This window comes from Microbacterium testaceum StLB037 (genome assembly GCF_000202635.1).
Classification (GTDB): domain Bacteria; phylum Actinomycetota; class Actinomycetes; order Actinomycetales; family Microbacteriaceae; genus Microbacterium; species Microbacterium testaceum_F.
Map to the genome: position 1 here is coordinate 2,295,971 of NC_015125.1, position 25,428 is coordinate 2,321,398.

20 protein-coding genes, 1 tRNA gene and 1 pseudogene are annotated in these 25,428 nt (G+C 66.2%); 13 read left to right on the top strand and 9 right to left on the bottom strand.

Annotated features, from left to right (window positions below; genetic code table 11):
* Positions 1-49: 49 nt before the first annotated feature.
* Both MTES_RS10385 and MTES_RS18875 read left to right on the top strand, forming a co-directional pair.
* Positions 50-141 (top strand) — tRNA-Ser (locus MTES_RS10385).
* A 377-nt stretch (positions 142-518) separates the two neighbouring features.
* Positions 519-764: pseudogene (locus MTES_RS18875) on the top strand (histone-like nucleoid-structuring protein Lsr2); the annotation flags it as partial.
* 56 nt (positions 765-820) lie between these two features.
* Here the strand turns inward: MTES_RS18875 and MTES_RS10395 are convergent.
* The gene (locus tag MTES_RS10395; protein ID WP_013585209.1) at positions 821-2,782 is read right to left on the bottom strand and encodes a hypothetical protein; all 1,962 of its coding nucleotides are present in this window, start codon (positions 2,780-2,782) and stop codon (positions 821-823) included.
* Between the two features lie 190 nt (positions 2,783-2,972).
* On the opposite strand from MTES_RS10395, the gene MTES_RS10400 reads away from it, so the two are divergent.
* Complete coding sequence (locus MTES_RS10400) at positions 2,973-4,508, top strand: hypothetical protein (RefSeq protein ID WP_013585210.1); 1,536 nt, start codon at positions 2,973-2,975, stop codon at positions 4,506-4,508.
* 105 nt (positions 4,509-4,613) lie between these two features.
* Here the strand turns inward: MTES_RS10400 and MTES_RS19325 are convergent, their stop codons facing one another.
* Complete coding sequence (locus tag MTES_RS19325; RefSeq protein ID WP_013585211.1) at positions 4,614-5,651, bottom strand: hypothetical protein; 1,038 nt, start codon at positions 5,649-5,651, stop codon at positions 4,614-4,616.
* 681 nt (positions 5,652-6,332) lie between these two features.
* Here MTES_RS19325 and MTES_RS10405 point away from each other — a divergent pair.
* The gene (locus MTES_RS10405; RefSeq protein ID WP_013585212.1) at positions 6,333-9,443 is read left to right on the top strand and encodes a ricin-type beta-trefoil lectin domain protein; all 3,111 of its coding nucleotides are present in this window, start codon (positions 6,333-6,335) and stop codon (positions 9,441-9,443) included.
* 60 nt (positions 9,444-9,503) lie between these two features.
* Here MTES_RS10405 and MTES_RS18500 read toward each other — a convergent pair whose 3' ends face one another.
* The gene (locus tag MTES_RS18500) at positions 9,504-10,409 is read right to left on the bottom strand and encodes a CPBP family intramembrane glutamic endopeptidase (protein ID WP_158309750.1); all 906 of its coding nucleotides are present in this window, start codon (positions 10,407-10,409) and stop codon (positions 9,504-9,506) included.
* A gap of 266 nt (positions 10,410-10,675) precedes the next feature.
* On the opposite strand from MTES_RS18500, the gene MTES_RS10415 reads away from it, so the two are divergent.
* Both MTES_RS10415 and MTES_RS10420 read left to right on the top strand, forming a co-directional pair.
* Positions 10,676-11,539: a PrsW family intramembrane metalloprotease gene (locus MTES_RS10415; protein ID WP_013585214.1), complete on the top strand. Its 864-nt coding sequence runs from the start codon at positions 10,676-10,678 to the stop codon at positions 11,537-11,539.
* Positions 11,540-11,658: 119 nt separating this feature from the next.
* Entirely contained in the window at positions 11,659-12,579 is a 921-nt protein-coding gene (locus tag MTES_RS10420) for a DUF808 domain-containing protein (protein WP_013585215.1), read from the top strand.
* Positions 12,580-12,599: 20 nt separating this feature from the next.
* Here the strand turns inward: MTES_RS10420 and MTES_RS10425 are convergent, their stop codons facing one another.
* The 4 genes from MTES_RS10425 to MTES_RS10440 all read right to left on the bottom strand — a co-directional run bounded on the left by MTES_RS10425 (position 12,600) and on the right by MTES_RS10440 (position 16,504).
* Positions 12,600-14,138 carry an acyl-CoA synthetase gene (locus MTES_RS10425; RefSeq protein WP_013585216.1) on the bottom strand — a complete coding sequence of 513 codons (1,539 nt, stop codon included), beginning with the start codon at positions 14,136-14,138 and terminating at the stop codon, positions 12,600-12,602.
* A 79-nt stretch (positions 14,139-14,217) separates the two neighbouring features.
* Positions 14,218-14,670 carry a MaoC family dehydratase gene (locus MTES_RS10430; protein WP_013585217.1) on the bottom strand — a complete coding sequence of 151 codons (453 nt, stop codon included), beginning with the start codon at positions 14,668-14,670 and terminating at the stop codon, positions 14,218-14,220.
* Positions 14,667-15,569: a 4-hydroxyphenyl-beta-ketoacyl-CoA hydrolase gene (locus MTES_RS10435; RefSeq protein WP_013585218.1), complete on the bottom strand. Its 903-nt coding sequence runs from the start codon at positions 15,567-15,569 to the stop codon at positions 14,667-14,669. Before MTES_RS10435 ends, MTES_RS10430 begins: the two co-directional genes overlap by 4 nt.
* Positions 15,570-15,574: 5 nt before the next feature.
* Positions 15,575-16,504, bottom strand: a complete 930-nt coding sequence (locus tag MTES_RS10440) for an SDR family oxidoreductase (protein ID WP_013585219.1) — start codon at positions 16,502-16,504, stop codon at positions 15,575-15,577.
* 80 nt (positions 16,505-16,584) lie between these two features.
* On the opposite strand from MTES_RS10440, the gene MTES_RS10445 reads away from it, so the two are divergent.
* Complete coding sequence (locus MTES_RS10445; RefSeq protein ID WP_043361309.1) at positions 16,585-17,058, top strand: MarR family winged helix-turn-helix transcriptional regulator; 474 nt, start codon at positions 16,585-16,587, stop codon at positions 17,056-17,058.
* A gap of 3 nt (positions 17,059-17,061) precedes the next feature.
* Here the strand turns inward: MTES_RS10445 and MTES_RS10450 are convergent, their stop codons facing one another.
* On the bottom strand, positions 17,062-17,649 hold the full coding sequence (locus MTES_RS10450) for a PadR family transcriptional regulator (RefSeq protein WP_013585221.1): 588 nt from the start codon (positions 17,647-17,649) through the stop codon (positions 17,062-17,064).
* 93 nt (positions 17,650-17,742) lie between these two features.
* Here MTES_RS10450 and MTES_RS10455 point away from each other — a divergent pair, with 93 nt between their 5' ends.
* Both MTES_RS10455 and MTES_RS10460 read left to right on the top strand, forming a co-directional pair.
* Positions 17,743-18,852 carry an aromatic ring-hydroxylating oxygenase subunit alpha gene (locus MTES_RS10455; protein ID WP_013585222.1) on the top strand — a complete coding sequence of 370 codons (1,110 nt, stop codon included), beginning with the start codon at positions 17,743-17,745 and terminating at the stop codon, positions 18,850-18,852.
* Between the two features lies 1 nt (position 18,853).
* Complete coding sequence (locus tag MTES_RS10460; RefSeq protein WP_043362677.1) at positions 18,854-19,837, top strand: PDR/VanB family oxidoreductase; 984 nt, start codon at positions 18,854-18,856, stop codon at positions 19,835-19,837.
* A gap of 60 nt (positions 19,838-19,897) precedes the next feature.
* Here the strand turns inward: MTES_RS10460 and MTES_RS10465 are convergent, their stop codons facing one another.
* A complete protein-coding gene (locus tag MTES_RS10465) occupies positions 19,898-20,458 on the bottom strand; it encodes a flavin reductase family protein (protein WP_013585224.1) in 561 nt (186 codons plus the stop codon).
* A 250-nt stretch (positions 20,459-20,708) separates the two neighbouring features.
* On the opposite strand from MTES_RS10465, the gene MTES_RS10470 reads away from it, so the two are divergent.
* The 4 genes from MTES_RS10470 (at position 20,709) to MTES_RS10485 (ending at position 25,406) form a co-directional block, all read left to right on the top strand.
* On the top strand, positions 20,709-21,692 hold the full coding sequence (locus MTES_RS10470) for an ABC transporter substrate-binding protein (protein ID WP_013585225.1): 984 nt from the start codon (positions 20,709-20,711) through the stop codon (positions 21,690-21,692).
* 74 nt (positions 21,693-21,766) lie between these two features.
* On the top strand, positions 21,767-23,347 hold the full coding sequence (locus MTES_RS10475; RefSeq protein WP_013585226.1) for a sugar ABC transporter ATP-binding protein: 1,581 nt from the start codon (positions 21,767-21,769) through the stop codon (positions 23,345-23,347).
* Positions 23,344-24,387, top strand: a complete 1,044-nt coding sequence (locus MTES_RS10480; protein WP_013585227.1) for an ABC transporter permease — start codon at positions 23,344-23,346, stop codon at positions 24,385-24,387. The genes MTES_RS10475 and MTES_RS10480 overlap by 4 nt, the downstream gene beginning before the upstream one ends.
* Positions 24,387-25,406 carry an ABC transporter permease subunit gene (locus MTES_RS10485; protein ID WP_013585228.1) on the top strand — a complete coding sequence of 340 codons (1,020 nt, stop codon included), beginning with the start codon at positions 24,387-24,389 and terminating at the stop codon, positions 25,404-25,406. The genes MTES_RS10480 and MTES_RS10485 overlap by 1 nt, the downstream gene beginning before the upstream one ends.
* Positions 25,407-25,428 lie beyond the last annotated feature (22 nt).

Here is a 25,428-nt window from a genome sequence, read left to right on the forward strand (position 1 = left end):
GAGCGGGTAGTATGAACCGGTGTGCTCGCGCCTTCGGCGTCGATCACCTGGAGACGTCGCATAGTCAGGCCTAGTGCACCACCCTGCTAAGGTGGAGTCCCCGTAAGGGGACCGAGGGTTCAAATCCCTCCGTCTCCGCCAAATGTGCTTTGTGCGAACCCCGCGAAAACGATAGTTTCCGCGGGGTTTTTGCGTGCCGCACGCCTACCGCCGTCTGAGTGCTGAGAAGTACCGCAGAAGGGCTCCAGCGCCGTTCTGGGCGCGTTCCCCACTCAGTGGCAGGTACTAGGCGTCCATCGGGTCCGTCGGGCGAGACGGTCTCACCCGTTTGCTGCGGGACGGGCACAACCACCTTCTCCCGCTCCTCCACTGACACCATCTCGTCCCGCGACAGGATGCCTGCGAACAGGTCTTGTACCTCGGCCTCTTCGACCGACCCGTCTTCTGCGATGAACACCTTCTTGAAGAGGCCTTGATTCAGGAGACGTCGCTCCGCGTCGGGAGCGGCCGACGGACGCTCTTACGAGATCGACCTGTCGGACAAGAACGCGGACAAGTTCTACACCGCGCTCGCTCCGTACGTTGACGCTGCTCGTTCCATTGGATCGCCGTCGCGCTCAGGGAGCCCTCGACGTAGCCGATCAACCAGCCCGGCCGACCTCAACGCGATCCGCGAGTGGGCTCGTACCAACGGCCACACCGTGAGTGACCGGGGACGGGTTGCCGCCAGCATCGTGGAAGCGTACAACGCTGCACACGTCTGAGATCCGGAGCGCGTTCAGCTCCTTAGCCCCGACCGCTCAGCGTTGCGTTGAAGCTTCTATGGCTGAGTACCCTTTGAAGTCTCAGCATGTAGGCAAAAGTCATCGTTCATCTTGATGACCAACGCAATTAAGAGTCGTAGAGCGTGTGTGTACGCAGTCGCGTGTTCATTCTCTGTTGCGCCGTTTGCTTGGGTCCCGTGCAGATACTTGTTTCGAAGCTTGGGTCCGTTCCCGTGCTCCAATGTGTTCAAGAAGTAGTTGAAGTACGTTCCTTCTGGGCTCGTCAGTAAACTCGATCCCACGGTAGCCCACCCCTTCTCCACCATGCGCTCGACTTCTTTCTGTCCCGCTATCGATAGATGATGAATACTCACGGCCTCTTTGTCGTAGAACGAGCGCAGAATATTCAGGAGAGGGCGATTGGTGATCTGTACTCGCGGGCCAGTGTTCTCGATCACGCCGTTCTCGATAAGAAAATCGATCACGTGATGCTGGTATGGTCGGAAGTCATCGTAAGACACGATGTTTCTAGTGAGCAGCTTCTCTGCGCTTCTCGCCTTGAGCTCTTCGCTGATGTAGGCAATGTGTGACTGATCTGAGAACAGTTGAAACATAGTACCTGAGACTGCACTCTCCTTTATCGGGTACGCATACTTCTCAGGTATGAGGCTAGCGATTTCCTTGTATCGAACCTGATCGCCACTGATTGAAAGAAGATCACGATCCAGGGCGCCTTCCTGTGCGAACAAGTCAAACTGATTGGCGACGCTTTCCATCTCTGCGAACAACTGGCGCGCTCGCGACAGGTACGACGCGCCCTGATCCGATGGGGTGAAGGAGAAGTTCTCTGCCCCGAATTCTTTCACGATGTAGTCTTCGAAGAACCATTGGATTACGTCCTCTATGTACACATCCTTTGACTCGAGAAACTGGAGGTACGCACGAAGTCTCAGAAAGGTGAGGGTGTCAACAAGTCGGAATGCATTTCCGATCGAGTAGTCATCCTTCCCTTTCGTTCCAAGTATCCCCTCGATTGCGCTGATCTGGTTGGGGTATGAAGGTAAATTCAGAAGAACCTGATCATCGGTGAATTCGAAGAGATGCATGAAGTTGTTCAGGATGCTTGGTTTGTCGAGGGTCTCCTCGAGCCACGCAACGCTGTAGGTATAGTGAACAGACCAGCCGTCCTCTTCGCTTATCTCATACTCGACCGGTTCCTTCTGATCCTCGGAAAGTCCTATGCCGTAGCCTGTTCTCACTCCTTTGTTCTCCGCGAACATCGCTTCAGTCATGGCTTCGTACCTGCGTTTCGCGCGAAGCTTCAACTTGGCGTCGAGTCCGATCGAGGTATTTGTTCGGGCATCCCGGACTAGCTTGACGAAATTTGGGTTAGCCTCGTCGCTATCGATGTAACTTTCGAGTAGTGCTCGCGATTGTGCCGTGGAGAGACTTGAGGGAATATATGTCGAACTCCTCGAAGCTCTCTCGATATGCTTTCGTATAATGATCTCGGCGTTGGAGGGCGAGCTGATCAATAGGGCTGTCAGGTCGCCGTCGTAGGCTTTTACAAGAGCCTGATGGCCGAGCATGTGGCCGACGTGGATGTGTGCCCCAGCCAGCGCGGGCAGGGCAACCGTGCTATCGCATCGTTGGAAGACCCCGTGGCGTCCGAGTAGGTCGAGTAGATCATCGAGGAACTGCCAATCAACACCCTGGATGGCTTGGGCGAAGCTACCTTCATCAAGGTTAGAGAAGTGCCGTGCGATCGCGCCGCGAATCTTGGGTAGCTTCGCTAAGGCGCTCGCTTGCTCGACCTCGCTGTAGTCAGGCGGCAGTATGTTCGCGGCCAAGTACTGCTCGACGTTGAACAGTTCGAGGAGGTCCTGTGTATCTCTCGGCGGATTATCGGGATCGAAGTTCTCGATGATCTCAGCGACGCGAGGTGTCTGCCACCCGGTAGACAGATCGTGCGCTCCATAGAACTTGACGCGTCGCAGCGAGGCCTCTTCGTCGTCCATGCTTGTAGTCCCCCATCTGGCCGAAGGCCGCTTCATTGACAGTCTGGTAGAGGGCTCCGACATCTGACGCTGCCGACTGGTCCCCCATCTGCGGGGTTGACTATGAGACGTTCGTCGAGTCGTGTCAAGCCATGCGTGATGGCTGCGCGGTTGGTGTTGGCAAAGGCGCGGGTCAGCGGACTGTCGGAGGGTGCAGAGCGCCAACCTGGTTTGGGATCGCGCCTGGACGCACGATCGGCCAGACTCGGTTCAGATTGACCGCTACCACCTCGAAACTGGAGTCGCGATGATCATCTTGGGTGCTACGGCAGACGACAAGGGCGCGCAGCTGGAAGCATTGGTCGCTTCGATTTTTCTTTCTCAGGGGTATTCAAGTATTCGTCGCAATCTCGTAACTGCCGGTGGCAACGAGATTGATGTGTCCGCGATTCGGGAGTCCCCTGTCCTCTCTCACACGCAGTCGACGCCTATGATGTGTGAAGCGAAGGCGTATGCGAGCCCGTTGAGTATGCCGACGTGGCATAAGTTTCTGGGCAAGCTTCACCTTGCGCGTGCGGAAAATTCGAGCACCATAGGCATCTTGGTCGCGCTGAACGGTGTCAACGGGAACGTGGCCGGGAGCTACGCACAACTGGCGAAGACGGATACCGCGGTTTTTGTGATTGAGGGCCGGGATGTCTCGGACGGTGCCATCGCGCGTAGGGAGCTCTCGGACGCGAGCGCTGTGAGGGACGCTCTCGCAAATCGGCTCGGGCGCGTGCCGGTTGACCTAGACGTGACCTATTACGCGGGAGCGTACTACTGGGCAGCTAGGTGGGATGACGGCTCATATTCTGTCTTCACCGGACAAGGAGAGAGTCTTATCACCCAGCAGCTCGCGGCCTTGACGCCGGCGTTGCTGGCATCGCTGAGCGGTAATCTCGTCGGCAGCGAAACGGAGGAAGCTGAACTGGAGGCGCGGCATGCGATCCGTGTTTCGCTCCTCGACGACCTGTTTCACGATAGGACGCCTGCCATGGGCGATGATCCGGCGCTCGACGAGGAGGTGCAGGCTCTTGAAAAGGAGCCCTTCTGCGCGGGGGTAGGTAGTCAACTGCGTTTGCTGCCACCCGGAGAACTTGACCACAAGGCGGTGTCAAGGCTGTTCGTCGCACTGTTTGAGCAAAAGACAAGTGTCCTTCAGCTCGGCTTCATAGCCGACAGGCTTCACGAGCCGTATGTAGACCGCCTCGTCGATGTCCTGCCGATGATCCAACACGGATTTGCGCTGAATGACGAAGATACGGCAACGCTGAGGGCGATTGCGCCATTCTTTCCGAGCATGTGGGTTTTCTTGTCCGTGCCCTACCCTCTCATCACAACGCATCGTGAGGAAAGTTCGGACGACGTCTCCCCTGAAATTAGCGCCTCCGATTCGAATAACTTCTGGTCCGAAGTGATCCGAATCGTGAAAGCGGAGTACGTAAATCCCTCCCTTCGAGGTCTGCTTTACGACCATCTCGGGCTCGCTGAACTTGCCACCCAAACCGAACTGGTCGTGAAAACCAAATCGGGAGTAGCTGGCGTGATCAAATCCGTTGTGCGCGACGCGGTTCGTCAGATGGACTTCGCGGAGTTCGGTGGAGAGGGAATCACACACGTCTCGATTCGAATGCTGCCCCACGTCCCCGAGCCTTGGGAGGACGAACATCCTGATCCGGCGCATCCCCTGGGGAGGTCGGCGTGAAGTTCTTAGGCGCCCCGCCTGGGTTGGGCTCATGTTCCATTCAGAGCTAGCTTAGGAACGGGCTGGCCGGTGAGGACAGCGAGGGGTCGATTGCGAGGGATTCGCTCAACACCGAGGGAACGGATCGCCGATCGGCCAGCCCTCCTCCAGCCCGAAGTACTGATGCGGTAGTTGCGTTGGGCGTCGGTACTCCATGCCTTGGGCAGTCGGCTGTGCAACCTTCCAGTTGGAGAGCGGTTCGATTGTTTCGGAGGCGTACGGGTTCGGCCAAAATGTTGGAGCATACTTGCTCACCTGGCTGTAGTGGATACCCTCGGCGAGCAGAAGGCCTGCGACGTGTGGATGCCCCGGTCGACCGGGTCTACCCCAGTAGCCCTCATTTGCAAGAACGGGCGTCGCTTCGGCTTGGGGGTCCTCGACGTCGATGCGCCATCCGATCCGGCCATACAACGCTTGCGTTGTGTCCTCCTCATCATGGAAGCCGCTCGTGGTGTTGATGGCAATCACGAGTGGATGATCCAGGCTGCCGTATTTCGATCCCTTTTCGGAAAGCGCTTCTTCAAGAGGGCTGATGTCGTCGATGAAGGCGGCCTCTGCTGGAATGAAGGCTCCGAGTGCACGTTTGGCTGGGGAGTTTCTTGCACTGGCCGCCCGCGGCATCGGAAAAAACACGAGCTCCCAATCCTGCCATGACCATTCGAAGCGTCGATCAGGACGATCGTCCTGTAGAGAGAAGTCACCCGCGTCGGGGTCGAGGCCCGCGAGCCACAATTCAAGTCCCCGGCGAAGTTTGCCAGTAGGTGGAGATTGACTGCCGATCTTGATAGGAGTGACGGCGAGATGGAACGCCCCACTATCCATCGTGTTCAGCGAGTCGTATACGGATTGAAGCCGAGCGGCCGCACCACGGTCTCCACGTGAAAACAAGCATCTCGCCTCCACGTAGTACGCCGTTTCGCCTTTAGAGACGAGAAAGTCTGGGCGAGTGTTGACTCCATCGACCGGCGGTTCGACGGCGATTGTCCAATTATCGCGCCGGTACATCTCATGCAGGTACAGTTCCCAGAACGCGGACGTGAATACCCAATCGTCGTCTGATTGCAGCCGGGAGGCGATTGTTGTCCTTCCCTCGACCGGGTACAAGGCCAGCCATCGATCGATGAGGCTTCGGCACTGATCCCAAACCGGCCCCGCGACCCGACTCAGGAACGCGTGGGTCGATTCAGAGTGTCGCGACGGACTAGCGTCTGTCCGCGCCGATGATCCAAAGATGGATTCTGCTCCCTGCACCGCGCGGCGATGGTTCAACGACATACTTCCCTACTATGCGCCTATCCCGAACGGCTGAAAAGACGCCATAGCCGCCAGTAAGGTCACCCCTCTCTGACATGTGAGTTTCTTGGGTCTTCGGGTTCTGAAATAGCGCGAAGCAACTCCCCGCTAGTTTTCGCTGGTGCGTCGTCGGTCCGACCCTTCGCTTCGTCGTCGCGCCACCCACTCCAACAGTCGCTGCGTCTCCCACGAGGGGTTGGAAAGCCACTGCGTCGGGTCCGCACTGAAGAAAAGCCCCGGTTCGCCGGGGCTTTTCTCGTTTCGCGATGATCCCGCGCGGCGCGGCGCTCCCGGGTTCGGAAGGCGCAGGCGGTCTGGATGCAGGCCGGCGATCCGTTCGTCCGCGCCCGCATCGCCGGACGTTCTCTTCGAGATCCGCGGTGTGCCCCCCGACAGAAATTCCTTGCGAGAGGAGTGATGGTCATATGTATGATGTTCGCGTCCGAGGCCCCGCATCGACGCGGGGTTCCCCCAATCGGAAGGCCCCCATCCATGCTCAATGTCGAGCGATCCCTCTCCTCGTGGCGCGCCTGGGCGGTGCGAACGGTCGTTGCGGCGGTTGTCGCCGGTGCCGCTGTCGCCACCGTGCCCGCGGTCGCCCCCGCCGCCTCCGCGGCGGACGCCGCCCTCTACGTCGCGCCGAACGGCAGCGACTCGGCGAACGGCTCGATCAACGCGCCGTTCGCCACGCTCCAGCACGCGCGCGATGTCGTGCGGACGATGAACTCCACCATGAGCGGCGACATCACCGTCTACCTCCGCGGGGGCACGTACCCCGTGGGGAGCACGATCCAGTTCGGTACGCAGGACTCCGGCAGCAACGGCCACCGTGTCATCTACTCCGCCTACCCGAACGAGGTTCCCGTCCTCGATGGCGGGGTCCCGGTCACGGGGTGGACGCAGCAATCGGGCAACATCTGGAAAGCCCCGCTCGACCGCGCCGACAAGCTACGCGCGCTGTATGTCAACGGCGCGCGCTTCACCATGGCGTCGAAGTCGGTGAACGCGACCGGATGCTTCGGCACGTACAACGTCACCGCCGGTCAGGCGTCGTGGGCGTGGGAGTCGGGCAGCCAGTGCGACGGCGCGACGTATTCGCTGAACGACGTGCCCGCGATCTCGTCGAACCAGAGCGACCTCGAGCTGATGACCGCCACCACGTGGACCACGGCGATCACGGGCGTCCGCGCCGTGACCACGACCAGCGATGGATCCCAGCGCGTCCTGCAGTTCCAAGAGCCGGGTGCGGCGATCGCCTCCGGTGCCTTCAACGGGAACTTCCAGGCCACGGGCGGGCAGACGCTGTCGAACGCATACGCGTTCCTCGACCAGCCCGGCGAGTTCTTCTACGACCGCGCGGCGAAGACCGTCTACGTCTACAAGGACTCGAGCACCAATCTGTCGACCGCGTCGGTGGTCGCGCCGAACAACGTCGAGACGATCCTGGCGGTGAACGGCAACTCGACGTCCGACCGCGTGCACGATGTCACTTTCACCGGCATCACGTTCGCCCACTCCGATTGGAACCTCACTCAGATCGACGGGTCGTCCTTCAAACAGGCGCAGCAGGGCAACCTGACCAACCTGGCGTACGTGAAGGGCAACTTCCACGACTACACGTACCGCAACGTCCAGGTGCAGCCGGGCGCGGTCGAGGTGAACAGCGCGGCGGGCATCACCTTCGTGCGCAACCGTGTCGAGCACACCGGGGCTGACGGCATCCAGTTCGTCAACGACGTGGTCGACTCGGCGATCGACGGCAACGTGACCAACGACATCGGCGGCTCGGCGATCAACGTCGGCGACCCGCAGCACGTGTTCATCGGTGACGGCACGTCGACGAACAAGGAGCACTACGCTCCGGCGGTCGAGGGCGCGCCCAAGAACATCTCTGTGCGCAACAACTACATCTCTGACAGCGCCGTGCTCTTCTGGGGCTCGGCGGCCATCACCGGATACTTCCTCGACACGGTCTCGATCGAGCACAACCTCATCGACAAGACCTCGTGGGCCGGCATCTCGATGGGCTGGGGCTGGGGCAACTTCGACGGCACGAGCGGGTCGAACTCGCCCGGAAACCCGTCGCTCGTCGCCCGGAACAACAGCATCCAGTACAACGAGATCCGCGACACGATGCGGTTCCTGAACGACTCGGGTCCGCTCTACACCCTTGGCAACCAGCGCGGGAGCACGATCAGCAACAACTACATGAAAGGCATCCGTCCCGGACACACCTACGGCCTCCACCCCGACGAGGGCTCGGCCAACATCACCTACAACGACAACGTCGTCGAGGCCGACCCCGGCATCGCGTACGTCATCAACTCGGGCACGTGGGGACGGCAGCACGACCTGCAGATCCTGAACACGTTCGGGCCGACGAACTCGATCTTCGACAGCAACATCCCGAACAGCTACGTGCAGCCGATCCGCGTGGTGTCGGACTTCGTGTGGCCGCTGGAGGCGTATTCCGCCGCGGCGGGGTCCGGCATCCAGGCGCCGTACCGTGACATCCTCGGAGCGCTCGCGACGACGGCGGACTACTCGCTGCCTGCCAGTGCTCTCGTGCCCGACGGCACGGCGTCGATCGCGGTGCGCGGTGTGGGTGACTCGTCGAAGAGGCAGTGGTTGGCCCCGGCGGGGACGACGCAGTTCGCGACGGGGGCGACCATGACCTCGGCCGCGGGCGATGCGACGTCAATCGCGGCTCCGCAGACCCAGGGCGACTACAAGCTGTTCATCGTCAACTCCAACGGCTCGATCGCCTCGACCTCCGCGGCGACCGTGGTGCGGACGGCTCCGGCTCCCCGGAACCAGACCCTCACGCACCTCGACTCGGGCCGGTGCCTGGACGTGCCGGGCGGGTCGCAGCAGAACGGTGCGCAGCCGGCGTTGTGGGACTGCAGCGGCTCGGGCAACCAGCGGTACACCTACACGGCTGCACAGGAGATCCGCGTGTACGGAAACAAGTGCCTGGATGCCGCCGGCGACGGCCGCACCGACGGCACCCGCGTGATCATCTGGGACTGCAGCGGCGCCGCCAACCAGAAGTGGACACTCGCGGCGAATGGAACCCTGGTGGGCAAGTCCTCGAACCTGTGCCTCGCGCTGACGGGTTCGCGGACCGACAACGGCGCTCCCGCGCAGCTGTCGACGTGCTCGGGAGCCTCGAATCAGCGGTGGAGCTTCCCGATCTCGCAGGAGACGACGCCGGTGAGCGCCCTGGTGGTCCAGACCGATTCGCAGAAGTGCGTGGACGTCCCCGGCTCGCAGACGCAGAACGGTGTGCAGCCGGCGCTGTGGACCTGCAAGGGCGACCCCAACCAGCGGTGGACGTACACTCCCGCCGGGGAGATCCGCGTCTACGGCAACAAGTGCCTCGACGCGTACAACCGCGGCACCACCGACGGCACCGTCGTCACGATCTGGGACTGCAACGGGCAGGACAACCAGAAGTGGACGGTGAACGCGACGGGCACGATCACCGGGAAGCAGTCCGGCCTCTGCCTCGCGACCACGGGTGGTCGCACCGATAACTCCGCGCCCCTGCAGCTCTCCACCTGCAACGGTGCCTCTGCGCAGAGGTGGACGATGCGCGGCTAGCCGAGTGGATGCCGGTGTCCCGCGAATTCCTCGGGACGCCGGCATCGGTGGCGTCGCGTCCTACCGGTCGTGCGTCCGACCGAACGCGGGGCGGAGCCGCCCCCGCGTGGAACGGAAGACGGCGAGGACGAGGATCGCGTCGATCACGATCCAGGTGGCCCACGACACCGCCATGTATCCCCAGTAGCTTCCCTCCGGCAGCTCCGACAGGGGAGTCATGAAGTTGTACTGCGCCATCTGGAAGAGGTTGTTGAACAGGGCGTGCGCGAAGACGGCGGGCCAGACGCTCGAGGAGAGGTACCTCAGGGCGCTGACGAGGACCGCGGCGAGAAGCAGATCGACCGTCTTCGAGACCACGTCGCGCGGCGCGAGGTCTCCGGCGACGGCATACGCGAGGGTGAGGGGCAGGTGCCAGACGGCCCACAGCACGGCGATCACCGCGGTCGTCGTCGCGAAACCCCGGGGTGACAACAGCGTCGTGAGGTAGCCGCGCCACGCGAGCTCTTCCCCGGCCACCGGGATCATGAACAGCACGGCGACCGGCAGGGTGAGGGCGACAGCCGTCGCCGCGCCGTCGGCCCAGCGCAGGTCGACGAAGCCGAGGGAACCGGCGATGAGGATCGGCGCGATGCACGCGATGACGAGTGCGCCGAGAGCGAGCAAGGAACCACGTGTGATCGCTCCACCGTGTCCGCGCACTCGGGCCGCGGAGAGCGACCATGCGCTGAGACCCTTCGCCTGATCCCGGCCTTGCGCCCGGAAAGCGGCGTGCAGGGCGACCACCGTCACGAAGGGCACCCACTGCATGACGAAGGTCAGACCGGTGAGGTAGCCGGGGTCCGCGCCGAGGAAGACCGGCGCGGTCGCCGCTCCGACGGCGAGCAGGACGATGAGAGCGAAAGTGCCGAGGAACGGTCCCGCCGGAGGCATCCCGGGGACGGCTTTCGTGCGCGAAGGGGAGATCACGCGTCCGACGCTAGGGACGGGATGCCGGAACGTCAGGGGAGCTGTCCGGAAAGGTTCTTCGGGTTTTCCCGACATGCCACCCGGGCCTCGACCGGGGACCGCGCCCCGGCGTGCTCGCGTGTCGGGGCCTCGCGCTCTGCCACACTCTGATCCAGGGCGCGCTGGGCGTTCCGGACAGGGGGAGAGCCGTGACCACGGCAGAGAAGCACACCACTCGTACACACAGACATGCGCCCCGACGGCGCGAACACCGCCATACCCACACGGTGTGGTTCTTCCTCGGCGGGGTGGCGGTCTGGCTCTACCTCGGGATCGTGGTGCTGCACCTGCTGCGCAACTTCGCCGCGGTGCCGGCGTGGATCTTCGTGGGCGCGGCGCTCGTCCCGGCGACGATCTTCTGGATCATGGTGCATCGCCTGCGCACGACCGACAGCATCACCGCGGTGAACCTCATCGTCGCGGCGGTCATCGGTGGAACACTCGCCTTGACCGTCGCCGCGACGTTCGACACCCTCGTCGGGCAGCTGCCTCAGCCGAGGATCGACGACCTTCCCGTCGTGACCCTCGCGCTCGCCGGGTTCGTCGAGGAGTTCTGCAAGGGGCTGCTGATCGTGGTCGTGGGATGGAAGCTCGCGAAGACCACGCGAAACGGCCTCTTCGTCGGCGGTGCGGTGGGACTCGGGTTCGCCGTGCTCGAGACCATGTACTACATCTCTTCGAAGTTCACGGGCGCAGACCCCATCATCGCGGCGGCCGGCGAAGCGGCGCAGCGTGGTCTCCTCGCTCCGTTCTGCCACGTGCTCTGGAGCGCGCTCTTCGGCGCCGCGCTCTTCAGCGCGGCGGCGAAGAAGGGGCGTTTCCGTCTCTCCTGGTTGGTCGTCGCCACCTACGTCGGCGTGGCGGTCCTGCACGGGGCGTGGGACGGCTCGGCGGCATTGGTCATCGCGCTGACGGGCAACGCCCTGGTCGGAATCCTCGCGCAGCTCGTCGGATGGGCGCTCAGCATCATCGCCGGTGCACTCATCTGGCGTCATGTCGCGCGCAAAGAACCCGCGCCGCCGCTCCCTGCGGAGCCGGTGAGTGGGGAGCCGCCCCTGGGTTCGGCCCCCTCCGCGCCGGTTCCTGCCTGACCCGCTCCACACCCGGAGCACGAGGGGCGCGCTGTCCACAGCGCGCCCCTCCGTGTCATCGACGCCGATATCCTCGCTGAAGACTCCTCGTCGCCTTCCTCTACCCCCGGAGAACCCCCATGTCTGTCGGTCTACTCGCCGTCGTCGATGACATCCTCAGCGCCGCCATGAAGGCGAGCGCGAAGACCGCGGGTGTCGTCATCGACGACGCCGCCGTCACCCCGCAGTACGTCCAGGGCCTCACTCCCGCGCGCGAGCTTCCCGTCGTGTGGAAGATCGCGCTCGGCAGCATCATCAACAAGTACGTGATCATCATCCCGATCGCGCTGCTGCTGGAGGCGTTCGCACCGATGGTGCTGCCGTACCTCCTCATCGTCGGTGGCGCCTTCCTCTGCTTCGAGGGCGCCGAGAAGGTGCTCGAGTGGTTCGGGGTCCACCACGCGGAGCACGAGGACGACGGCCCCCGCGACGAGAAGAAGCTCGTGCTCGGTGCGGTGCGCACCGACCTCATCCTCAGCACCGAGATCATGCTGATCGCCCTGTCGAGCCTCGACCCCGATTTCGGGATCTGGATGACGCTGGGTGCGCTCCTCATCATCGGCCTCGCCATGACCCTCGTGGTCTACGGCGCGGTCGCGCTGCTCGTGAAGATCGACGACATCGGCCTGCGGTTCATGAAGAGCCCCTCGCGTGGCGTCCGGCGCTTCGGCGCGCGGGTCGTGGCATCCATGCCGGCGGTGTTCCGCGTCATCAGCATCGTCGGCACCGTGGCGATGCTCTGGGTCGGCGGGCATCTCCTGCTGCAGAACCTCGCCGAGACGCTGTGGGCGGGCCCGTACGACCTCGTTCACGTCGTGACGCACGCGATCGAAGCGGCGGGACCCGTGATCGTCTGGATCGTCGAGACGGCGATGTCGGCGGTGTTCGGCCTGGCGATCGGGCTCGTCATCGTCGCCGTGATCACGGGGATCACGCGCCTGACGAAGCGCGGCGGCCACTCCGCGCAGAGCCCCGCCGAGACGGCTCACGTCGACGGCTGACCCGTCGCGCCGGGGCCGCGTCAGGCGGAGATGCGGCCCAAGCGCTCGCGCAGTTCGGCTTTGACGATCTTGCCGGATGCCGTGCGCGGCAAGGCGTCGATCACGACCACCTCTTTGGGCAGCTTGTACCGTGCCACCTGCCCGTCGAGGTGGGCGCGCACGACGGCGGTGTCGACCTCCGCGCCCTCCGCCACGGTCACGACGGCCAGGGGCACCTCGCCCCATCGGTCGTCCGGGATGCCGATGACCGCGACGCCCGTGACGCCGGGGATGTCGGAGATCAGCGCTTCGACCTCGGCCGGGTAGATGTTCTCGCCGCCGGAGATGATCATGTCCTTCGACCGGCCGCAGATGTAGAGGTAGCCGTCGGCGTCGAGGTAGCCGAGGTCGCCGGAGCGGAACCAGCCGTCGTCGGTCTTCGCCGCACGTGTGGCGTCGTCGAGGCCGAGGTAGCCGACGAAGACGTTCGGGCCGCTGACGTGGATCTCTCCCACGGTGCCCGCGGGGACGGGACGGCGTTCGTCGTCCACGACGCGAACCTCGGTGAAGAAGTGCGGCAGACCGACGCTGCCCTGTTTGGCCCGCGTCATGTGCGGGGCGAGGGAGGTCGCGCCGGGGGAGGTCTCGGTCATGCCGTAGCCCTGCGAGAACGACAGGCCGCGCTCTTCCCAGGCCCGAAGGATGCGGTCGGGCACGGCCGAGCCGCCGCAGGTGAGGGTGTGCAGACTCGAGATGTCTGTGCTCGCCCAGGAAGGGTGGTCGGCCATGAGCTGGAAGGTCGTGGGGACGCCGGAGATCATCGTCACCCGGTGCTGCTCGATGAGGTCGAGCGCGCGGCCGGCCTCGAACCCCTTCTCGAGAACGAGCGTTCCGCCCTTGAGGACGACGGGGAGGGCGCCCATGCCGAGGGAGGCGACGTGGAACAACGGCGAGATCATCAGGGCGACGTCGTCGGACACGACGTCGTAATCGATGACGGTGTTCACCGCCACGGCCGTGAGGTTCTCGTGCGTGAGCACCGCGCCCTTCGGGCGACCGGTGGTGCCCGAGGTGTAGACGACGGCGGCGGGGGCGTCGGGTTCGGCGATCACGAGCGCGGGCGCCGGGGTCGCGGCATCCATCCTCCGGTCGAAGCCCGGTTCGCCGTGGCGCCCGGAGGCTCCCGTGCGCAGGCGGTGCGGCGGGTGGGCGAGCCCGGCGTCGACGGTGTCGAGGCGGTCATCGAACGAGGCGTCGTGGACGAGCACACGGGCGCGACTGTCGGAGAGGACGTGGGCGATCTCGGGTCCGGCGAGGCGCGTGTTGACCGGCACGAAGACGGCACCGATACGCACCGCGCCGAAGAGCGTGACGAGGAAGTCGGGGCTGTTCTCGCCGAGGAAGGCGACCGTGTCGCCCGCCCCGATCCCTTCTTCGACGAGGACGGCGGACGCCGCCTCGGCGCGGTCGGCCAGCTGCCGGTAGGTCAACCGCTGGTTCTCGCCGAACACCACGGCGGTCTTGTCGGGCGAGCGCAGCCGGCGGCGGGGGAGCCAGGCTCCGAGTCCTTGGGTTCTCATGCGCGGTCTCTTCTTCGAGTGCGGGTCTCGCGGGGTGGTGGCGGTGTCCGGGGCCTGCGTGTGACAGGCCCCGGGCGGCTCACGCGTAGAAGCGGTAGAGGCCGCGCGCGACGACGGCGGGCTTGCTGCCGCCGTCGATCTCGATCGTCTGGTCGACGGCGAGCTGGTAGCCACCGGCGATCTCGGTGATCTCGGCGATGACGGCGTTCATCCGCACGCGGGAGCCCACCGCGACCGGCGAGATGAAGCGCACCTTGTCGAGGCCGTAGTTGACCTTGGTGGTCACGCCCGTGACGTCCAGGAGCTCGGTCCAGAACTTCACGGCCAGCGACAGGCTGAGGAAGCCGTGCGCGATCGCACCGCCGAAGGGGCCGTCCTTCGCGCGCTCGGGGTCGGTGTGGATCCACTGGTGATCGTCGGTGGCGTCGGCGAAGAGGTCGACGCGGTCCTGGGTGACCTCGAGCCAGTCCGACCAGCCGAGGTCGGTGCCGGCGAGGCCCGCGATGTCGTCGTAGGCGATGGTGGTGGTCATGAGAGCTCCTTGGGAGGGGTGGAGAGGCCGAGGAGGCGCGCGGCGTTGTCCTTGAGGATCCCCGGCATCACCTCGGCTTTCAGGGCGGTCTGCTCGACGTCGCGCAGCCAGCGGTCGGGGGTGAGCAGGGGGAAGTCGGAGCCGAAGAGGATGCGGCTCTTCAGGAACGAGTTGGCGGCGCGGACGAGCTGTTCCGGGAAGTACTTCGGGCTCCAGCCCGACAGGTCGATCCAGGTGTTGTGCTTGTGGGTCGCGACCGAGATCGCCTCGTCCTGCCACGGCACCGAGGGGTGGGCCATGATGATCTGCAGGTCTCCGAAGTCGGCCGCGACGCCGTCGAGCAGCATCGGGTTCGACAGGCCGAGCCTCAGGCCCCGTCCGCCCTTCATCCCCGCGCCGATCCCGGTCTGCCCGGTGTGGAACAGGGCGACCACGCCGGCCGCCTGCAACACGTCGTACAGGGGGTGATGACGCTCGTCGCTCGGGTCGAAGTTCTGCACGGTGGGATGGAATTTGAACCCGCGGACTCCCGAGTCCTCGATGAGTCGGCGTGCCCGGTCGACGGCGTCGGCGCGGTTCGGGTCGACGGAGCCGAAGGGGATGAGCACGTCGTTGTGGCGCGCGGCCCCCGCGGCGATGTCGGCGCTCGACAGCGGCGGGTGGTCGAGGTGGCTCTCGGCATCCACCGTGAAGACGACAGCCGCCATCGACCGCTCGCGGTAGTACTCGGCGATGCTGTCGAGGTCGGGGCGGCCGGCGTCGACGGCGAAGTAGCGGCTCGCGGCCGCCGCCAGGTCGTCGGGCAGCGACGCGTGTCCGTGTCCGTCGATCTCGACGTGCACGTGCACGTCGATCGCGGTCAACGCCTCGACATCGATGGCGGGTTCGTAGCGGGTCATGACCGTCAGGCGGTGGGCGCGGGGCGCTGCAGGTCGGCGGGGAGCGCCGGGAATCGCTCGCCGACGCTCTGCAGCTCTCCGACGGCCTCGGCGAAGCCGTCCTCGAGAGCCTCGAACGTCCAGCCGCCCTCGCGGTAGGCCGTCGCGACGGGCTCGGGGTGCGACCACAGCTGGAGCCGGTCGCCGCCGACGCCGATGGCCTGACCGGTGACGCCGGCGGCGGCACCCGAGGCGAGATAGGCCACGAGCGGGGCCACGTCGTCCGAGGTGCCGAAGCCCAGGTCGTGCCGGAAGAACGCCGGCATCGGCTCGCCCGCCGCCTCGGCCTCGACGGCGGCGGCGAAGTACGGGACCGTCGCGGTCATCGCGGTGGCGGCGACGGGGATCACCGCGTTCACGGTGATGCCGGCCTTCTTGAGCTCGAGCGCCCACGTGCGCACCATGCCGACGATGCCGGCCTTCGCGGCCGCGTAGTTCGTCTGCCCGAAGTTGCCCCGCTGGCCGGTGGGCGAGCCGATGCAGATGATGCGCCCGGGGATCTCGTTCTGGCGCATGTAGGTCGCGGCGGCCCGCACGGTGGTGAACGTGCCGCGCAGGTGCACGCCGATGACGGTGTCGAAGTCGTCGTCGCTCATCTTCCAGAGCACGGTGTCGCGCAGCACACCGGCGTTGGTGACGAGGATGTCGAGGCGGCCGAAGTTCTCGACCGCGGCCGCGACGAGGGCGTCGGCGGTTTCGGTCGGGCCGACGGGGGCGGCCACGGCGACCGCGCGTCCGCCCGCATCGACGATGGTCTTCGCCGCGGCGTCGGCGGTGGTGGCATCCACGTCGTTGATGACGATCGCGGCACCCTGTCGGGCGAGCTCCTGGGCGTACGCGAGGCCGAGACCGCGTCCCGAACCGGTGACGATGGCGACTTTGCCGGTGAGCGACATGGTGAACTCCTTTGTGTCGCCGCCATCGTGGCATCCATTCGTTGAATAAGTCAATGATTGATTTTCGCTACACTGACGCCATGAGCACCGCGACGGGCGAAGACGCGAGCGAGGTGTCGCGGCTGGAGCACGCCCCCCTCGCCGACGACCTCGGTTTCCTGCTCGCGCGCGCCTCGGCGGTGTCGCAGGCGGCGGGTAACGAGGCGCTCGCGGCGCACGGGCTGAAGGTGCGGTCCTACTCGGTGCTGGCGCTCGCCGCGACCGGCGGGCGGCCCTCGCAGCGCGAGCTCGCGGCGTTCCTGCGCCTCGACCCCAGCCAGGTGGTCGCGCTGATCGACGATCTCGAGCGCCGCGGTCTCGTGACCCGCGAGCCCGACCCCCGGGATCGACGCGCGAACGTCCTGGCCGCCACCCTGGAGGGGCGCAAGGTGTACCGCCGTGCGTCCGCCGACGTCGAGGCGGGGGAGCGGCGCGCGCACGTCGGGCTGTCCGGCGCCGACCGGGCCGAGCTGGCGCGGCTTCTGCGCGCGGTGGCGTTTCCCGCCGACGACTGACCGCTACGCCCCCGGGTTCAGCCTCTCCAGCAGCTCCAGGCCGTGCCGCGCCCAGGCGATCTCGCCCTCCGCGCGGTCGAGGAAGCCCTCGTACGTGAAGACCTTGAAGGCGACGATGGCGTCCGGATCGTGCTCGGTGTCGCTCGCGAGGCGGCGCGCCACGATCGGGTGCGAACGGCGACGGATGGCATCCAGCTGCGCCTGCCACTGCGCGCGGCGCAACTCGTAGTGGGCGATGTGCTCCTGCAGGTGGCGGCGGGCGACATCGGGTCCGGCCCACTCGAAGTACGCGGCGCGCAGGTGTGCCGGATCGCGTTCACGCGGGTAGTCGATCGGCTCGAGCATCCACGCGCGGAAGGCCTCGACGCCCTCGTCGGTGATCGAGTACTGCGTCTTCGTCGATTTCTCGCCCCACGGCACCGGCTCGTCGACGAGCAGACCGTCCGCGACCATGCGCTTGAGCTCGGGGTAGATCTGCGAGTCGGGAGCGTGCCAGACGTGCCCGACCGACACGTGGAACGCCTTCGCGAGGTCGTACCCGGTCATCGGCTGCGCGGTCAGCAGGGCGAGGAGGGCGTACCGCAGGCTCATCGGCGACTCCTTGAAAGTGCTTGCGGATGCTCAGGTTCCACCGTATCTTCTCGGCTATAACTATCCCCATAGATAGTGGACGAAGGAGTTCCGATGCCGGAGACAGTGACCGCGAAGCTGCTCGACCACCCGCGCAACGCTTGGTACGTCGCCGCCTGGGATCACGAGGTGGGGCGCAAGAAGATCCTCGCGCGCACGGTCGCCGGCCGCCCCCTCGCGCTGTACCGCACCGAGGACGGACGCGCCGTCGCCCTCGCCGACGCCTGCTGGCACCGCCTCGCGCCGCTGTCGCAGGGGACCCTCATGGGCCCGGAGGACATCCGCTGCCCGTACCACGGCATCACGTACGACTCCCGCGGACGCTGCACGAGCATGCCTGCCCAGGAGACCATCAACCCCAGCGCGCTGGTCCCCTCGTTCCCCGTCGTAGACCGGTACCGCTACGTGTGGGTGTGGGTGGGCGACCCGGCGCTGGCCGACCCCGACCTCATCCCCGACATGCACCAGATGACGGATGCCGCCTGGACCGGCGACGGTCTCACGATCCACGCCCCGTGCAACTACCAGCTCATCCTCGACAACCTCATGGACCTGACCCACGAGGAGTTCGTGCACTCGAGCAGCATCGGGCAGAAGGAGCTCAGCGAGAGCGAGTTCGTCACCAGCCACACCGACACCACCGTCACGGTCGAGCGGTGGATGCACGACATCGAGGCGCCGCCGTTCTGGCTCAAGAACATGCGCGACAAGTTCCCCGGCTTCTCGGGCCGCGTCGACCGGTGGCAGATCATCCACTTCGAGGCCCCCTCGACGATCTGCATCGACGTAGGCGTCGCCAAGGCCGGCACCGGCGCACCCGAGGGGGACCGCTCGCAGGGCGTCAACGGCTACGTGATGAACACGATCACGCCCGAGACCGCGCGCTCGAGCCACTACTTCTGGTCGTTCCAGCGCAACTATCGCCTCGACAGCCAGCTCATCACGACGCAGTTGCGCGACGGCGTGCACGGCGTCTTCGGCGAGGACGAGGCGATGCTCGCGGCCCAGCAGGCGGCGATCGACGCCAACCCCGACTACGAGTTCTACAGCCTGAACATCGACGCCGGCGGCATGTGGGTGCGCCGGATCCTCGAGCGGATGCTGCTCGCCGAGGGGCGTGACCACGCTCCGGCCCCGCGCCGCGGCGCCCAGCTGGTGCGCTGACGTGGCGGTCTCACGGACCGAGGTCTGGCAGGGCGGCACGGTCGTGGCATCCCGCCCTCTCACTCCCGAGATCCGCCGCATCGAGATCGAGGTCGACGACCCCGCCCCGGTGAGCCCCGGTGCGCACATCGACGTGCGTCTGACGATCGCGGGCGAGCGTGACCGCCGGTCGTATTCGATCGTGGATGCCACCGACGAGGGCCGCCGCATCGCCCTCAGCATCTACACCTCGCCGGTGAGTCGTGGGGGCGCGGCCGTCATGAACGCTCTGGCGCCGGGCGACCGCCTGGAGCTCACCCAGCCGCTCAACGACTTCCCGCTCCGGCCCGGCGCGGACCGGTACGTGCTGATCGCCGGCGGCGTCGGGATCACGGCGATGGTGGGCATGGCGGCGAGCCTGCGCGCTCGCGGGGCCGACTACCGCCTGCTCTACGCGGGCCGCAGCCGCCCGCTCATGGCCTACGTCGACGACCTGCGCGAGGCGCACGGCGAGCGCCTCCGCCTGCACGTGCGCGATGAGAACAGCTCGCTGGTCGTCCCCGAGCTCGTCGACGGCATCGAGCCCGGCACCGAGGTCTACGTCTGCGGTCCGATCCGACTCATGGATGCCATCCGTCGGGAGTGGATGAAACGGAACCGCCCGATCGCGGACCTCCGCATGGAGACCTTCGGCAACAGCGGGTGGTTCGACGCGCAGGAGTTCACCGTGCGGATCCCGGCGAGCGGGATCGAGGCGCGCGTGCGCCCGAACCAGTCGATGCTCGAGGCTCTCGAGGCGGCCGGCGCCGAGATGATGTGGGATTGCCGCAAGGGTGAGTGCGGCCTGTGCGAGGTGCGCGTCCTGGGTCTCTCGGGCGACATCGACCACCGCGACGTGTTCTACAGCGAGCGCCAGAAGGACGCGCGGTCGAAGATGTGCTGCTGCGTCTCGCGCGTGGTCGCCCCCGCGGACGGCGCGGCGGTGGTGGAGATCGTCACGAGCTGACGGCGGCGCTCGTGCGCGGGTGGGCGCGGTGCGGGGGTGCGCGCGGTGCAGGGACCCGCGTCAGTCGAGCCGCGAGTGCTCGCCGAGGCGGTGCCAGGTGCGGTTGTGGTACACCAGCGCGGCGCCCGGCTCGCCCGGTTCGAGGTCGCGCTCGACGTCGACCTGCAGGGCCTGGGCGGCGATGACGGTGGAGCCGCCGGCATCCATGCGGCTGACGATCTTGCACCGCAGCCAGGCGCGGACGCCGTGGTACACGGGCTCGCCGGTGGGCAGGCGCGACCACGTCGACGTGTCGGCGAAGCGGTCGAGGCCGCTCGTGGCCGCGGTGCGGGCGAGGCCGATGTCTTCGGCGTCGAGCAGGTGCACGACGATCGTGTCGGCGGCGATGATCGTGGGCGTCGCGGACGACAGCGCCGAGACCGAGAAGATCAGCAGCGGCGGGTCGGCGCTCACCGACGAGACCGACGATGCGGTGAGCGCGACGGGGCCGTTCTCGCCGTAGGCCGTGATGACCGCGATGCCGCCGGGGTGCCCGCGGAAGGCGCGTTTGAAGTCGTCCGCCGAGACCGAGGTGCCGATCGCCGGGGTGCTCTCGGGGTCGGAGTGCGGAAGGGAAGTCATACCTCAAACGCTAGGCGCTTCTGCGGGAGGGGGCACCGTGGAGCGCAACACGGCGACACGCTCTGAGCGATCACCGTCCTGTGCGAACCGCGCTTGTGAAGCTTCACATTTATCAATTCGTGACGTTTGAGGCATGGAGATTCCTTGACAGCACCGATTGTGTGAGCGCTAACATTCAGGAGCCAGCCCACCCGAGGGGGCTGCATCACATGAACCGGCATCGGTGCCGGCGAAACGAGGAGGTTTCAACATGAAGGCGAAGAAGATTCTTGCCGGGTTCGCTCTGGTGGGCGCGATCGCTCTGACCACGGCCGGCTGCGCCGGTGGCGGCACCAACGCCGGTGGCGGGGGCGGCGACGACAAGGTCATCACCGTCGGCTTCGCGCAGACCGGCTCCGAGAGCGGGTGGCGCAGCGCCAACACCGAGTCGATGAAGGAGGCGTTCAGCGAGGCGAACGGCTTCAACCTCATCTTCAACGCGGCCGACAACAAGCCCGAGGCGCAGATCGCCGCGGTCCGCAGCTTCATCAACCAGGGTGTCGACGCCATCGTGCTCGCCCCGATCGTCACCGACGGCTGGGACGACGTGCTGAAGGAGGCGAAGGATGCCAACATCCCCGTCATCCTCGAGGACCGCACGGTCTCGGCCCCCGAGGACCTGTACGCCAGCTGGGTCGGCCTCGACTTCAAGAAGGAAGGCGAGACCGCGGGCAAGTGGGTCGCCGACAACTTCGGCAAGACGCCCACCAACCTGGTCGTCCTCGAGGGCACCACGGGCTCGTCGGCGGCGACCGACCGTGCCGCCGGCTTCGACGAGGCCATCGCGGGCACCGACATCAAGGTGCTCGACTCGCAGACGGGTAACTTCACCCGCGCCGAGGGCAAGACGGTGATGGAGGGCTTCCTCCAGAAGTACGGCTCGACGATCAACGTGCTGTTCGCGCACAACGACGACATGGGCCTCGGCGCGCTCGACGCGATCAAGGCCGCCGGCCTCAAGCCCGGCACCGACATCAAGATCGTGACGATCGACGCGGTCAAGGACGGCATGACGGCCCTGGCCGACGGCGAGTTCAACTACATCGTCGAGTGCAACCCGCTGCTGGGTGACAAGGTCGCCGACGTGGTCAAGAAGGTCGTGGCCGGCGAGTCCGTCGACAAGAGCTACATCGTCGAGGACCAGGCGTTCGACCAGGAGCAGGCCAAGGCCGCTCTGCCCGACCGCAAGTACTGATCCCTCCCTCCCCGGGTGTGCGGGGCCGACTCCGGCCCCGCACACCCTCCCGGCACCTCAGAAAGCGATCGAGCATGACATCCGAACGTGCTGCCGCGGCCCCGAGCCCGCGGGCCGCCGTGGTGGAGATGCGAGGAATCAGCATCTCCTTCCCCGGAGTGAAGGCCCTCGACGGGGTCGACTTCACTCTCTATCCCGGCGAAGTCCACTCCCTGATGGGCGAGAACGGCGCCGGCAAGTCCACGCTCATCAAGGCCCTCACCGGTGTCTACGGCATCGACGCCGGCACCATCCGCGTCGACGGCGAGCAGCGGCTCTTCCGCGCCACCGCCGACGCCCAGGCGGCGGGCATCGCCACCGTCTACCAAGAGGTCAACCTCTGCCAGAACCTCACCGTCGGCGAGAACGTCATGCTCGGTCAGGAGATCCGCCGTGCGGGCATGATCGACTGGAAGGCGACCCACGCGGCAGCCGGTCGTCATCTCTCCGGACTCGGCGTGCGCATCGACACCCGGTCGATCCTCGCGAGCCACTCGATCGCGATCCAGCAGCTTGTCGCCATCAGCCGCGCGATGGTCGTCGACACCAAGGTCCTCGTCCTCGACGAGCCGACCTCCAGCCTCGACCGCGGCGAGGTCGAGCAGCTCTTCGGCGTCGTGCGCGACCTCCGCGACCGCGGCGTCGCCATCCTGTTCGTCTCGCACTTCCTCGACCAGATCTACGAGATCTCCGATCGCCTGACCGTTCTCCGCAACGGCACGCTGGTGGGGGAGTATCCCGTCGAGGAGCTCGGCCGCGAGCAGCTCGTCGCCAAGATGATCGGGCGAGAGCTCGGCGAACTGGATGCCATCTCCGCCAGCGCCGAGCGTCCCATCGACCGCTCCGGGACCCCGGTGCTGCGCGCCGTCGGCCTGGGCCGCAAGAACGCCCTCGAGCCCGTCGACCTCGAGGTCTTTGGGGGCGAGGTCGTCGGGCTCGCGGGACTCCTCGGCTCCGGCCGCACCGAGCTCGCGCGTCTCATCGCGGGCGCCGACCGCACCGACGGCGGTTCCCTCGAGGTGGGCGGCGCGTCCGCGCGCACCGGATCGCCCCGGCACGCGCTCGACCGCGGCATCGCCTTCTCGTCGGAGGACCGTCGCGCCGAGGGCATCGTCGGCGACCTCACCGTGGCCGAGAACATCATCCTCGGGGTGCAGGCCCGTCGCGGCGCCCTCCGCAAGGTCGGAGCCGCCGAGACGCAGGCGATCGTGGACGAGTACATCACCGCCCTCGGCGTGCGTCCGGCCAACCCGAACGCCTTCATCCGCAACCTCTCCGGCGGCAACCAGCAGAAGGTGCTGCTCGCCCGGTGGCTCGCCACCGCTCCGGAGCTGCTCATCCTCGACGAACCGACCCGCGGCATCGACGTCGGCGCGAAGGCCGACATCCAGCGCAAGGTCGCCGAGCTGGCCGAGAAGGGCCTGTCGGTCATCTTCATCTCGTCCGAGCTCGAAGAGGTCCTGCGTCTCGCCCAGCGCGTGGCCGTGCTCCGCGACCGTCGTAAGATCGGCGAGCTGGCCACGAAGGACGTCGATCTCGACGGTCTCGTCGCCTACATCGCCGAAGGCCAGGCCGACTCCGAGACATCGCCGTCCGATCGGGAGAAGATCGCATGAAGAAGTTCCTCACGCACCGCCTCGTCTGGCCGATCGCGGCGCTCATCGCCCTGATCGCCGTCAACACGATCTCGCGGCCCTCGTTCCTCAGCATCACGGTGCAGAACGGTCAGCTCTACGGGTCGCTGATCGACATCCTGCGCAACAGCGCCCCGCTCATGCTCGTCGCCCTCGGCATGACGCTCGTCATCGCCACGCGCGGCATCGACCTGTCGGTCGGCGCGATCATGGCGGTCTCCGGCGCGGTCGCGCTCACGATCATCGAGGCCTCGCCCGAGCCGGGCAACCTCGGGGTCGTGATGATCGCGATCGTCGCCGCCGTCGGGACCGCCCTGCTGCTCGGGGTCTGGAACGGCTTCCTCGTCTCGGTCCTCGGCATCCAACCGATCATCGCCACGCTCGTGCTGATGCTCGCCGGCCGCGGTGTCGCCCTGCTCATCACCAAGGGCTTCATCACCACGATCAACAGCGACCCGTACCAGTTCATGGCGCAGGGGTACGTGCTGGGGCTGCCCTTCGCGTTCTACGTCTCGATCGTCGCCGTGATCGTCGTCGGTGTCCTCGAGCGTCGCACCGCCCTCGGCATGCTCACCGAAGCGGTGGGCATCAACCCCGAGGCGAGCCGCCTCGCCGGGGTCCGCTCGCGCGGCATCATCTGGGGCGCCTACATCGCCAGCGGAACCCTCGCGGGGATCGCCGGCATCCTCTACAGCTCGAACATCATGGCGGCCGACGCGAACGCGGCGGGGCTCTACATCGAACTGGATGCCATCCTCGCGGTGGTCCTCGGCGGCACCTCGCTCGCGGGCGGCAAGTTCAGCATCGCGGGCACCGTGGTCGGCGTCTTCACGATCCAGACGCTCAAGAGCACGATCACCTTCCTCGGCGTCCCGCCCGCGGTCAGCCCGGTGTTCATGGCCGCGGCCGTGCTCATCGTGGTGCTGCTGCAGTCGCCGCGGTTCCGCTCGTTCTTCCACACGGCCGGTCGCTCCGCCACCCGTTCGCTCACCCGCCGTCCTGACGCAAAGGTGCTGTCCTGATGACCACTCTCACCGCTCCGGAGCGCGGCGCCGCGTCGTCGACCAGCGCGTACCGACGCTTCCTCAGCCGTCACATCTCGTGGGTCCCGGTGTTCGCCGCCGTGGCCATCCTGATCATCATGATCGCGGGCTCGATGGCCTACTTCCCCAACTTCCAGCTGCCGCGCATCATGTCGTCGATCCTCCTCGACAACGCGTACCTGCTGGTGCTGGCCGTGGGCATGACCTTCGTCATCCTCACCGGGGGCATCGACCTCTCCGTCGGCGCGGTCATGGCGTTCACCGGCATCCTCTGCGCGAAGCTCCTCGGCGACGGGGTCCCCGTCGCCGTGGCGGTTCCCGCGATGGTGCTCATCGGCGCCGCGATCGGTCTGCTGATCGGGGTCCTCGTGCAGTTCTTCGACGTGCAACCCTTCATCGCCTCGCTGATCGGGATGTTCCTCGCCCGTGGTCTCGCGTTCGTGGTGAGCCTCGAGTCGATCAAGGTCGAGAACGAGGGCATCCTCTGGCTGCAGTCCACGCGGTTCTCCTTCGCCGGCTGGTACATCACCCCGACGGGGATCATCGCTCTGCTGACCGTCGCGATCGCGGCCTTCGTCCTCCGGTACACGCGGTTCGGCCGCACGGTGTACGCGGTCGGCGGCAACGAGCAGTCGGCTCGCCTCATGGGTCTGCCGGTCGTCCGGACGAAGCTGTCGGTCTACGTCATCAGCGGCGTGTGCGCGGGTCTGGCCGGAATCGTCCTGACGGCGTATTCCGGTGCCGGGTACCCCCTGAACGGCGTGGGAACCGAGCTCGACACGATCGCCGCGGTCGTCATCGGCGGCACGCTGCTCACCGGCGGCAGCGGGTTCGTGATCGGCTCGATGATCGGCGTGTTCGTGTACGGCCTCATCCGCACGATCATCTCGTTCTCGGGCGCCGAGCAGTCGTGGACGCGCATCACGGTCGGAGCCCTGCTGCTGCTGTTCGTCGTGGTGCAGCGGATCATCGTGTCGCGCTCCGCGCTCAGCCGGTGACGTGCCCGCGCCGTGTTAGCGA

Coding starts and splice junctions, on each gene's coding strand:
- MTES_RS10395 (WP_013585209.1), bottom strand. CDS start 2,782: ATGGACGACGAAGAGGCCTCGCTGCGACGCGTCAAGTTCTATGGAGCG.
- MTES_RS10405 (WP_013585212.1), top strand. CDS start 6,333: ATGCTCAATGTCGAGCGATCCCTCTCCTCGTGGCGCGCCTGGGCGGTG.
- MTES_RS10420 (WP_013585215.1), top strand. CDS start 11,659: ATGTCTGTCGGTCTACTCGCCGTCGTCGATGACATCCTCAGCGCCGCC.
- MTES_RS10425 (WP_013585216.1), bottom strand. CDS start 14,138: ATGAGAACCCAAGGACTCGGAGCCTGGCTCCCCCGCCGCCGGCTGCGC.
- MTES_RS10430 (WP_013585217.1), bottom strand. CDS start 14,670: ATGACCACCACCATCGCCTACGACGACATCGCGGGCCTCGCCGGCACC.
- MTES_RS10435 (WP_013585218.1), bottom strand. CDS start 15,569: ATGACCCGCTACGAACCCGCCATCGATGTCGAGGCGTTGACCGCGATC.
- MTES_RS10440 (WP_013585219.1), bottom strand. CDS start 16,504: ATGTCGCTCACCGGCAAAGTCGCCATCGTCACCGGTTCGGGACGCGGT.
- MTES_RS10445 (WP_043361309.1), top strand. CDS start 16,585: ATGAGCACCGCGACGGGCGAAGACGCGAGCGAGGTGTCGCGGCTGGAG.
- MTES_RS10450 (WP_013585221.1), bottom strand. CDS start 17,649: ATGAGCCTGCGGTACGCCCTCCTCGCCCTGCTGACCGCGCAGCCGATG.
- MTES_RS10455 (WP_013585222.1), top strand. CDS start 17,743: ATGCCGGAGACAGTGACCGCGAAGCTGCTCGACCACCCGCGCAACGCT.
- MTES_RS10465 (WP_013585224.1), bottom strand. CDS start 20,458: ATGACTTCCCTTCCGCACTCCGACCCCGAGAGCACCCCGGCGATCGGC.
- MTES_RS10470 (WP_013585225.1), top strand. CDS start 20,709: ATGAAGGCGAAGAAGATTCTTGCCGGGTTCGCTCTGGTGGGCGCGATC.
- MTES_RS10475 (WP_013585226.1), top strand. CDS start 21,767: ATGACATCCGAACGTGCTGCCGCGGCCCCGAGCCCGCGGGCCGCCGTG.
- MTES_RS10480 (WP_013585227.1), top strand. CDS start 23,344: ATGAAGAAGTTCCTCACGCACCGCCTCGTCTGGCCGATCGCGGCGCTC.
- MTES_RS10485 (WP_013585228.1), top strand. CDS start 24,387: ATGACCACTCTCACCGCTCCGGAGCGCGGCGCCGCGTCGTCGACCAGC.